We start from the raw sequence: 9,208 nt of genomic DNA, 5'->3' as shown, positions 1-9,208 counted from the left end.
TGTGGCGTTCGGTGCGTCCAACGCACCGAACGCCACATTGGGTGCGTTGGACGCAACCAACGCCACATTGGGGCGCTGGGGACCGGGCCGGGACTAGTTCTCTTCCCCGGTCAGCAGCCGACGCAGGCGGCCCAGCGCGCGGTGCTGCGCCACCCGGACCGCGCCCGGCGTGGACCCCACCGCCGCGGCCGTCTCCTCCGCCGACAGCCCGACCACCACCCGGAGCACCACGATCTCGCGCTGCTTCGGCGGCAGCACGTCCAGCAGCCGGGCCAGCCGCTCGTTCAGCTCGAACCGCAGGACCCGCTGCTCCGGGCCCGCGGTCTCGCTGACGCCGTCGGGGACCTCGGGCACCGGGTCGGCGCGGTTGCGGGCCGCGGCGCGGTGGGCGTCGGCGACCTTGTGCTGGGCGATGCCGTAGACGAACGCCAGGAACGGGCGGCCCTGGTCGTGGTAGGACGGCAGCGCGGTGAGCACGGCGAGGCAGACCTCCTGGGCCACGTCGTCCGCCGAAGCGAACGACCGTTCGTGCCGGCCGACGCGGGCCCGGCAGTAGCGCACCACCAGCGGCCGGATCGTGGCGAGCAGGCGCGCGGTCGCGGCGTCGTCGCCGGCGGTCGCGGCGGCGACCGGCTCGTCGTGGCGTCGCCAGTGCGGCGGGAACGCCTCGACGGGCTGCGTCGCGGCGATCTCGCGGACGAGCGCCCGGCTGCGCACCCGCAGCAGGGTGCCCTCCACGTCGAGCCCGGCGCGCAGCGACGCGTGCAGGGCGGCGCTGGACTCCCGCAGCTGCTCGGTGATCGCCCGATCCCCGTACTCGGTTGCCGGCATTTCGCTCACCTTTCCCTGTCCCGCTGGTCACCGGGCCGTGCGACCCGGAGGCGCCTCAGGCGTTCCCGCACGTGGCGGAGGGTGGAACGGACGGTCGCGGGGGCCACCCGGAGCGCCTCCGCGATCTGGGCCGGGGTGAACCCGTCGAGCGACCAGGCCAGCACCATCCGCTGCTTGCCGGGGAGGGCGGCGAGCAGGTCGATCAGCCCCGCGTGCTGGTCGACCAGCTCGGCGAGCTCCTCGTCGTCCCGCGGGTCGCCCGCCAGGGTCCAGTCCGCCCGCGCGTCGCCCGGGGCGTCGAGCAGCCGTCCGGCGACCCGGCGGACCCAGGCCCGCGGGTCCTCGAGGGTCGGCCACGCCTCCAGTGCGTGCAGCATCGCCTCGGCGGCGACGTCCCGCGCCATCTCGACCTCGAACCCGGCCTTGCAGAGGAACGCCACGAGGGCCGGGAAGTCGGCGCGGAAGAACGCGTCGAACTCGTCGTGACCACCCACGGATCCCCTCACCACCCCTCGCCCTCACAAGGACAGGTGCGCTGAGGTGACCGCTACGTGTAACGATTCGATCAAGACTGCCCAGTAGGAGTAATGGACCGCGTTGCCTTGGTGACGGCTCGTGACGAACGCCGCCGGTCGCGTCCGGGGGACCGCGGCCGGCCGGCGGCGTCCGGCTCCGCGAACGGCGGATTCCGGTCGCGCGGGAGGGTCGGCTCCGCGCGGATGCGAACCCCGGGTTTCGATCACGTCCGCGCCGGAAACCCGAACCGGACAACGCAAAAGCGGGCCTGCCGCGGCCGGTCGGCAGCCGCGTGGCGGGAACCTGCCGTCGCACGGGCGTCGCCGATCGGGTGACGTGATCGACATCGAGATACCGGGAAGAGAGGCGTACTCTCATGTGTTGCAGTCTTGGTTGCCCGGAGGGTGAGCCGGGGACCGAAGCCAAAACCCCCTTGACCCAGGCGGATGCGCTCGCGCGCCCGCCGCGGTTAAGTCGGTTGACGCGCCCCAACAATGGGAAGAAGTAAGAGAAGGAGGTGAACGAAGGAAATGGAAGCCACGATGACGGGCTGGGCGGAACTCGCGGCCTGTAAGGACGAGGACCCGGAACTGTTCTTCCCGATCTCCGAGGTCGGCCCCGGCGCCCGGCAGACGGCGCAGGCGAAGGCCGTGTGCGCGCGCTGCCCTGTGCGCGCCGAATGCCTCGGCTACGCGCTCGACAACGGCCTCGACCACGGCGTCTTCGGCGGCATCACCGCGGACGAACGCCGACGGCTGGTGCGCACCGCACCGCAGCGGCACCGGGCGGCCTGACCGCTGCCGGTGACCTCTTCCCGGCGGCCTCGAGCACCAACACCGAAATCCGGAAGAAATTCGATTCCGGCTGTGAGCGCGCCCGGGTGGGTGATTCCCCGTGAATCACCCACCCGGGCTTTTTCTCCGTTGGGTGGATATGCGCTTCTTTGCATCCCTTACGCGGGCGCGGAGCTGGCCGGCCACGTCTCCGGCAGGCCCCACGCCGCCGCCGTGGCCGATTCGAACGCGGCCATCGCCGTGATCAGTCCGCCCTCGATCGTGAGCAGGGTGACTCCGAACCAGCGGTGATCGTGCTCATCCGGGCGCCGCAGGTAAGTGGCCACCGCGGGCTGGCGGTTGGCGCGCACCGGCCGCATCCGGAACCGGCCGACGCAGTGCGGCGACGCCGGGTCCATCGAGAGCGAAAGCGCCCGGACGATCGAGGCACGGGTGCCGAACCACAGCGAGTACGGCGGCATGATCGCCTGGGCGTCCGCGTGCAGCAGCCGCGCGACGGCTTGCGGATCGCCGTCCTCGTACGCGGCGATGAACCGGTTGAGCAGCGCCGTTTCTTCGGCCGTGGGATCGCTCACCGTCCACTCTGTACGCCGCGCGGGCAACCGCTCACGCAACGTGGCCCGCGCCCGCTGGAGCGCGCTGTTCGCCGACGCCACGCTCGTCTCCAGCAGCGCCGCCGTCTCCTTCGCCGGCCAGCCGAGCACGTCACGCAGGATCAGCGTCGCCCGCTGCCGCGGCGGCAGGTACTGGACGGCGGCGAGGTAGGCCAGCTCGATGGTCTCCCGCTCGACCACGGCGGCGCCGGTGTCGTCCGCGGCCGCGCCGTCGAGCAGCCGGTCCGGGTACGGCTCGAGCCACGGCAGGTCGACGGCCGTGATCGGCCCGTCCGGCTCCCCGGCCGGGCCGAGCTGGTCGGGCAGCACGCGCCGCGGCCGCCGGGCGAGGACGTCGAGGCAGGCGTTCGTCGCGATCCGGTAGAGCCAGGTGCGCACGCTCGCCCGGCCTTCGAACCCGTCCCGGCCCTTCCACGCGCGCAGGAACGTCTCCTGCGTGAGGTCTTCGGCGTCGGCCAGGGAACCGAGCATCCGGTAGCAGTGCACCTGGATCTCCCGGCGGTGCCGTTCGACGAGCGTTTCGAAATCCCGACCCACCCCGGCACGCTAGCGCACCAGGGCTGGAAGACTGTGTGGAAACCGGGGCTCCGCCCCGGGCCGGGGGCTTCGCCACCCGGAACCCCCGAACGAAAGAGTGCTGCCGTGAGCGGAACGGTGCTAGTGCTCGGCGGACGCAGTGAGATCGGGCTGGCCGTGGCGAACCGCCTGGTCAGCGGGGACGTGCGGCGGTTCGTGCTGGCCGCGCGGCCGGGCACGGACCTGACCGCGGAGGTCGCCGCGCTGCTCGAGGCCGGCGCCGAGACGGTGGACACGGCCGAGTTCGACGCCGACGACCTCGCCGGGCACGGCCCGTTCCTGGAGAAGGTGGCGGCGGAGCACGGGCCGCTGGACACCGTCGTGCTCGCCTTCGGCATCCTCGGCGACCAGGCCCGCGCCGAACAGGACAGCGCGCACGCCGCCGCGATCGTGCACACCGACTACGTCGCCCAGGTCGGCGTGCTGACCCACGCCGCGAACCTGCTGCGCGCGCAGGGGCACGGCCGTCTGGTCGTGTTCTCCTCGGTGGCCGGGGTGCGCGTGCGCCGCGCGAACTACGTCTACGGCTCGGCCAAAGCGGGCCTCGACGGCTTCGCGAGCGGCCTCGCCGACGCGTTGCACGGCTCCGGTGTCTCCCTGCTGCTCGTCCGCCCCGGCTTCGTCATCGGCCGGATGACCGACGGCATGACACCCGCGCCGTTCTCCAGCACCCCGGACCAGGTGGCCGAAGCGACGGTCGCGGCGCTGCACCGCGGCCGCGGGGTCGTCTGGGTGCCGGGGATACTCCGTCCGGTCTTCTTCGTGATGCGCCTCCTGCCGCGCGCGATCTGGCGCAAACTGCCACGCTGACTCGATAACGCGAGCCACTGTGGCCGGTGACACAGCACTTCCCCGTGCGCGTTTCCCTACGGTGCGTGGCAAAACGGGCCGATCGGCCCGTTCCGGCTCGGCCGATCGGGCAGCGTCACAGCTTTCCGACAACTTTCTCAGCTGATTCCCAGCAAACCCGGTGATCCTCGAAAGGGAGGACCACCAGAGGGAAGCAAGGGGAAACGCCGTGCTGTTGTCGTCGCGGGGGCGCCGGATCGGCGGCCGGGTCGCGCTCGGCGTCGTCTCCACGGTGGTGCTCGGCGCGACCGGTTACCTGTGGACGCAGCTGAGCACCCTGGACGACGGCATCGTCACCGCCGACGTCATCCCGCCGGCGGCGCAGGTCGACAACGATGACAGCCCGCCCGGTGAGCCGCTGAAGGCCGCCCAGAACATCCTCCTCGCCGGGATCGACGCCCGGACCGACGCGTACGGCAACCCGTTGCCGCAGAGCGTCCTCGACGCGCTCCACGCGGGGGGCGGCGACGACGGCGGGGACACCACCGACACGCTGATCGTCGTCCACATCCCGGCGGGCGGCGCCGCGGCCACCGCGATCTCGATCCCGCGCGATTCCTATGTGGACATCGCGGGCGGCTACGGCAAGCACAAGATCAACTCGGCGTACAGCCGCGGCAAGAACGCCTCGATGTCCGGATTGCGCGCCCAGGGGCTCTCCGGCGCGCAGCTGGAAGTGGCGGCGAACGAGGCGGGCGCAAAAACGGCGATCCAGACCGTGGAGAAGTTCACCGGGCTGACGATCAACCACTACGCGGCAATCAACCTCGCGGGCTTCGACGCACTGTCGCAGGCCGTCGGCGGCGTCGAGGTCTGCCTCAAGGCACCGGTGCACGACCGCTACTCCGGCGCGGACTTCCCGGCCGGGACGCAGACGCTGTCCGGCGCGCAGGCGCTCGCCTTCGTCCGCCAGCGCCACGGGCTGACCAACGGCGACCTCGACCGGATCGCGCGGCAGCAGGCGTTCCTGTCCGGGATGGCGAAGAAGGTGCTGAGCACGGGCACGTTCACCGACCCGTCGAAGCTGAACTCGCTGGTCAGCGCGGTGCAGGGCTCGGTCGTGCTGGACAAGGGCTGGGACATCCTGAGCTTCGCCCAGCAGCTGCGCGGGATGACCTCGGGGGCGATCGCGTTCGCCACCATCCCGGTGCAGAGCCTCTCGATGCAGACGCCGTCCGACGGCGACGCGGTGAAGGTCGACCCGGCACAGGTCCAGCAGTTCGTCCGCACGGCGATCAGCACCCCGGCGGTGCGGGCCGCGGGCGACGACACGCCCGGCGGCGTGAAGCCGGTGGCGGCCACCGGCACCAAGACGCCGGTACCGGGCCCTTCTTCGGACACGGAACAGCCGGCGACCCGTACGGCCGCCGGCTGCGTGAACTAGCCCGTCACACGAACGCGGACTGTCCCGTGATCGCCTTGCCGACGATCAGGGTGTTCATCTCGCGCGTGCCCTCGAAGGAGTAGATCGCCTCGGCGTCGGCGAAGAACCGCGCGACGTCGTACTCGAGCACGATCCCGTTGCCGCCGAAGATCTCCCGGCTCCAGGCGACGACCTCGCGCATCCGCGCGGTGACGAACGCCTTGGCCAGCGACGAGTGCTCGTCCTGGAAGATCCCCGCGTCCTGCAGGCGGGCGAGCTGAACCAGCATGCCCCACGAGGCGGTGATGTTGCCGAGGCTCTTCACCAGCAGGTCCTGAACGAGCTGGAAGCGGGCGATCGGCCGGCCGAACTGCTTGCGCTCCTTGGCGTAGTCCAGCGCGAGCTCGTAGGCGCCGACCATCACGCCCAGCGCCTGCCAGGCCACGCCGCCGCGGGTGGCGCGCAGGATCTCGGCGACGTCGCGGAAGGAATTGATGCCCTGAAGGCGGTTCTCCTCCGGCACCCGGACGTCGGTCAGGGTGATTTCGGCGTTTTCGACGATCCGGAACGCCGTCTTGCCCTGGATCTTCTCCGCCACGAAGCCGGGCGTGCCCTTCTCGACGACGAAACCCTTGACGTGGTTGTCGTCGACGTCACGCGCCCACACCACGACGTAGTCGGCGAAGGTCGCGTTGCCGATCCACTTCTTGGCGCCGTTGAGGACCCAGCTGTCCCCGGCTCGCTTCGCGGTGGTGCGCATGCCGCCGGCGACGTCGGAGCCGCCGAGCGGTTCGGTCATCGCGAACGCGCCGATCTTGTCCATCGCGGCCATTTCGGGGAGCCAGCGGTCGCGCTGCTCCTGGCTGCCGCCGGCGTAGATCGAGTACATCGCGAGTCCGTTGTGGACACCGAAGAACGTGGCGACGGAAGCGTCCGTGCGGCTCATCTCCATCGCCATCATGCCGGTGAGGAGGTGGCTGACGGCCGGCTTGTGCTCGCCGTAGCCCTCGTAGGGCAGGCCCGCCAGGCCCGACTGCCGGAACATCCCGATCAGTTCCATCGGGAAGGTGCCGGCTTCCCAGTTCTCGTTCACCAGCGGCTTGACGTCGGTGCGCATGAAGTCGCGGGCCTGGACCAGCAGCTTGCGCTCTTCGTCGCTCAGCAGCGTTTCGTAGTTGTAGAAGTCGGCGGTCAGCTGGCCTTCGAGTGCTTCCACGGTCATGTCAGTTCTCCTCCAATGCGGACAGGATGGCGAGCTGCTTGCGGTCGCGCGTCTCGGCGAGTTCCGGGTACGTGGAGGAGCCGTAAGCCTTTTCGACGGCTTCGATGAGCCGTTCCTGCTCTTCGGGGCTCTGGCTGGGGGTGCCCAGCCCGGCCCACATCTTCTTCATGGACTTGCCGATGTGCTCGGCCATGTGCCGGTAGCCACCGGGGCCGCCGCCGAGGTGCGAGCCGAGGAACGGCCCGACCGTGGCCCAGCGGATGCCGAGTGAATTCGTGATCACCTTGTCGAGGTCTTCGGGGGTGACGACACCCTGCTCGACGAGGTAGATCGCCTCGCGGCTCAGCGCGTTCTGCAGCCGGTTGCCGACGAACCCGGCGATTTCCTTGCGCTCCACGACCGGCGTGCGGCCGAGGAAGGTGTAGAAGTCGACGGCTTTCCGCACGGACTCTTCGCTGGTGCGCTCACCGGGCACGACCTCGACCAGGGGGATCAGGTGCGGCGGGTTGAACGGGTGTCCGATGAGGACGCGGCTCGCGTCTTCCAGGTCGCCGGTGAAGGCCGTCGAAGGGATGGCGCTCGACGAACTCAGCAGCAGCGCGTGCTTCGGTGCTTCCTCGACGAGCCGCTTGAACAGGTCTTTCTTGAACTCGACGTTCTCGGGCCCGTTCTCCTGCACCACATCCGCATCTTTCACTGATTCAGTGACGTCCTCGGCGATGTGGACGCGGCTCGCCAGCTCTTCGGCGGTCGTGCCGAGGTGCGGGGCGTAGTTCTTCAGCGCGTCGGCGACGGCCTCGGCGAGGTCGGGGCGGGGGTCGGTGACGCGGACGGTCAGGCCGTGGTGGGCGAACAGCGCCGTCCAGGACAGGCCGATGGTGCCGGCGCCGATGACTGCGGCGTTCTTCATGCCTGGGCTCCCTTCAGGTAGTCGAAGACCGGCTTGACCGGGGCGAGCGTCAGGTCGGTGCGGATGTGGCTCGCCGAGACGACCTCCAGTACCGGCAGATCGGCCAGCGGGGCCAGGACGTGCTGGAACAGCTGCAGCCGGGCGGGGCCGGTGTAGGCCTCCTTGACCACGACGTCGGAGATCTCGGTGCGGACGAGCTCCTGCACGCGCGGGGCGCCGTCGTAGCCGGGGATCGTCTTGAGCATGAACGTCGGGACGGTGATCTGGCGTTCGGCCTCGCGGGCGTCCAGTTCGTGGTGCTTGTAGCCCATGGTCGCCGTCGCCACCCGCAGCGTCCCGTAGTCCAGCGTGCCGACGAGCACGCCGTTGTCGACATAGAGCTTCGGGCTGCCGGCGGTCTTGGGGTACGCGCTGACCTCGCGCCCGGACGCGGTGGCCGGGAAGTTGTCGAGGTACATCGCGTGCAGGTATTCGCCGCGCTCGCCGTCGAAGCTGACCTCGATCGCCTGGCCGGACTCGGTGTACGGCCCGTAGCCGGAGACGTCGCCCATCTTCATGACTTCGAAGCGCACCAAGGGTTCTTCGACCTGCAGCGGCTCCGGGACGACCGCGCGCAGGGCGTCGGCGTCGGTGCGGTAGACGATGTTGAGGTACTCGCGGTCGGTGAACCTCGGGACGACCGGCGCGAACGCCGGTGCGGTCAGCGGGGTGGTCACGTGCTGCCGGACTTCGTCGATCTTCATGGTTATTCGCCTGTCCACTTCGGAGCGCGGCGCTCGGCGAAGGCGGTCATGCCCTCGCGGACGTCGGCGGACTGCATCAGTTTCTTCGTCTCTTCGCGCTGCACGGCGAAGGCATCGGCCTCCGAGCCGCGCACGATCTTCTTCACGGCGGCGAGCGCCAGAGGTGCGTTTTCCGCCAGCTTTTCGGCGAGCTGGAGGGCGACGGCGGCGGCGTCACCGGGCGCGGTCACGCGGTTGACCAGGCCGAGCTCGCCGGCGCGGCGGCCGGTGACGGGCTCGCCGGTGAGCAGGAACTCCATCGCCAGGTGGTGCGGGATCCGCTTGGGCAGCCGGATCACGCCACCGCCCGCGGCGATCAGGCCGCGCTTGACCTCGGGGAGGCCGAACTGGGCGTCTTCCGCGGCGACGATGAGGTCGCAGCCCAGGGCCAGCTCGAACCCGCCGCCCATGGCGAACCCTTCGACGGCGGCGATCAGCGGCTTGGTCAGCTCCGCTTCGGTCAGGCCGCCGAACCCGCGGCCCGGGACCTCCGGCGACTCGCCCTTGAGCGCGGCCTTGAGGTCCATGCCGGCGCTGAAGGTGTTCTCGGCGCCGGTCAGGACGCCGGCCCGCAGCGTGGGGTCGCTCTCGAGTTCGTCGAGGGCGGCGGCCAGCCCGGCCGCGACGGCGGCGTTCACCGCGTTGCGGGCTTGCGGCCGGTCGATCGTGATCAGCAGGGTGCTGCCGACCCGTTCAGTACGCACTTCACTCATGACTCTTCACTTCCTGCGGGCGCTTTCACGTGAAAGTG

The 9,208-nt window shown here is 70.5% G+C and carries 10 protein-coding genes; 3 read left to right on the top strand and 7 right to left on the bottom strand.

The genetic code is table 11. The annotated features are described in order from the left end of the window. Positions 1–93: 93 nt before the first annotated feature. Both shbA and Q5425_RS41485 read right to left on the bottom strand, forming a co-directional pair. On the bottom strand, positions 94–690 hold the full coding sequence (gene shbA, locus Q5425_RS41490; RefSeq protein ID WP_308677923.1) for an RNA polymerase sigma factor ShbA: 597 nt from the start codon (positions 688–690) through the stop codon (positions 94–96). Between the two features lie 146 nt (positions 691–836). Beyond that, the gene (locus Q5425_RS41485; RefSeq protein WP_308677888.1) at positions 837–1,337 is read right to left on the bottom strand and encodes a sigma-70 family RNA polymerase sigma factor; all 501 of its coding nucleotides are present in this window, start codon (positions 1,335–1,337) and stop codon (positions 837–839) included. Positions 1,338–1,877: 540 nt separating this feature from the next. Between Q5425_RS41485 and Q5425_RS41480 the strand changes: the two genes are divergently transcribed. Continuing rightward, positions 1,878–2,141, top strand: a complete 264-nt coding sequence (locus tag Q5425_RS41480) for a WhiB family transcriptional regulator (RefSeq protein WP_308677887.1) — start codon at positions 1,878–1,880, stop codon at positions 2,139–2,141. A 158-nt stretch (positions 2,142–2,299) separates the two neighbouring features. On the opposite strand, the gene Q5425_RS41475 is transcribed toward Q5425_RS41480, so the two are convergent. Then, complete coding sequence (locus Q5425_RS41475; RefSeq protein WP_308677886.1) at positions 2,300–3,292, bottom strand: RNA polymerase subunit sigma-70; 993 nt, start codon at positions 3,290–3,292, stop codon at positions 2,300–2,302. 105 nt (positions 3,293–3,397) lie between these two features. Here Q5425_RS41475 and Q5425_RS41470 point away from each other — a divergent pair, with 105 nt between their 5' ends. Continuing rightward, positions 3,398–4,141, top strand: a complete 744-nt coding sequence (locus tag Q5425_RS41470; protein WP_308677885.1) for an SDR family NAD(P)-dependent oxidoreductase — start codon at positions 3,398–3,400, stop codon at positions 4,139–4,141. Positions 4,142–4,349: 208 nt separating this feature from the next. Further along, positions 4,350–5,564, top strand: a complete 1,215-nt coding sequence (locus Q5425_RS41465; RefSeq protein WP_308677884.1) for an LCP family protein — start codon at positions 4,350–4,352, stop codon at positions 5,562–5,564. 4 nt (positions 5,565–5,568) lie between these two features. Here Q5425_RS41465 and Q5425_RS41460 read toward each other — a convergent pair whose 3' ends face one another. Genes Q5425_RS41460 through Q5425_RS41445 form a run of 4 tightly spaced genes read right to left on the bottom strand, consistent with a single transcriptional unit; the run spans position 5,569 to position 9,170 of the window. Next, positions 5,569–6,765, bottom strand: a complete 1,197-nt coding sequence (locus Q5425_RS41460) for an acyl-CoA dehydrogenase family protein (protein ID WP_308677883.1) — start codon at positions 6,763–6,765, stop codon at positions 5,569–5,571. Between the two features lies 1 nt (position 6,766). Continuing rightward, positions 6,767–7,675: a 3-hydroxyacyl-CoA dehydrogenase NAD-binding domain-containing protein gene (locus Q5425_RS41455; protein WP_308677882.1), complete on the bottom strand. Its 909-nt coding sequence runs from the start codon at positions 7,673–7,675 to the stop codon at positions 6,767–6,769. Beyond that, positions 7,672–8,418: an acetoacetate decarboxylase gene (locus tag Q5425_RS41450; RefSeq protein WP_308677881.1), complete on the bottom strand. Its 747-nt coding sequence runs from the start codon at positions 8,416–8,418 to the stop codon at positions 7,672–7,674. Before Q5425_RS41450 ends, Q5425_RS41455 begins: the two co-directional genes overlap by 4 nt. Before the next feature lie 2 nt (positions 8,419–8,420). Next, positions 8,421–9,170, bottom strand: a complete 750-nt coding sequence (locus tag Q5425_RS41445) for a crotonase/enoyl-CoA hydratase family protein (RefSeq protein WP_308677880.1) — start codon at positions 9,168–9,170, stop codon at positions 8,421–8,423. Positions 9,171–9,208 lie beyond the last annotated feature (38 nt).

Origin of the sequence: Amycolatopsis sp. A133, from assembly GCF_031082405.1 — a bacterium.
Classification (GTDB): Bacteria; Actinomycetota; Actinomycetes; order Mycobacteriales; family Pseudonocardiaceae; genus Amycolatopsis.
The sequence above is the reverse complement of the archived record's forward strand: the minus strand, read 5'-3'. Positions and strand labels throughout refer to the sequence as shown.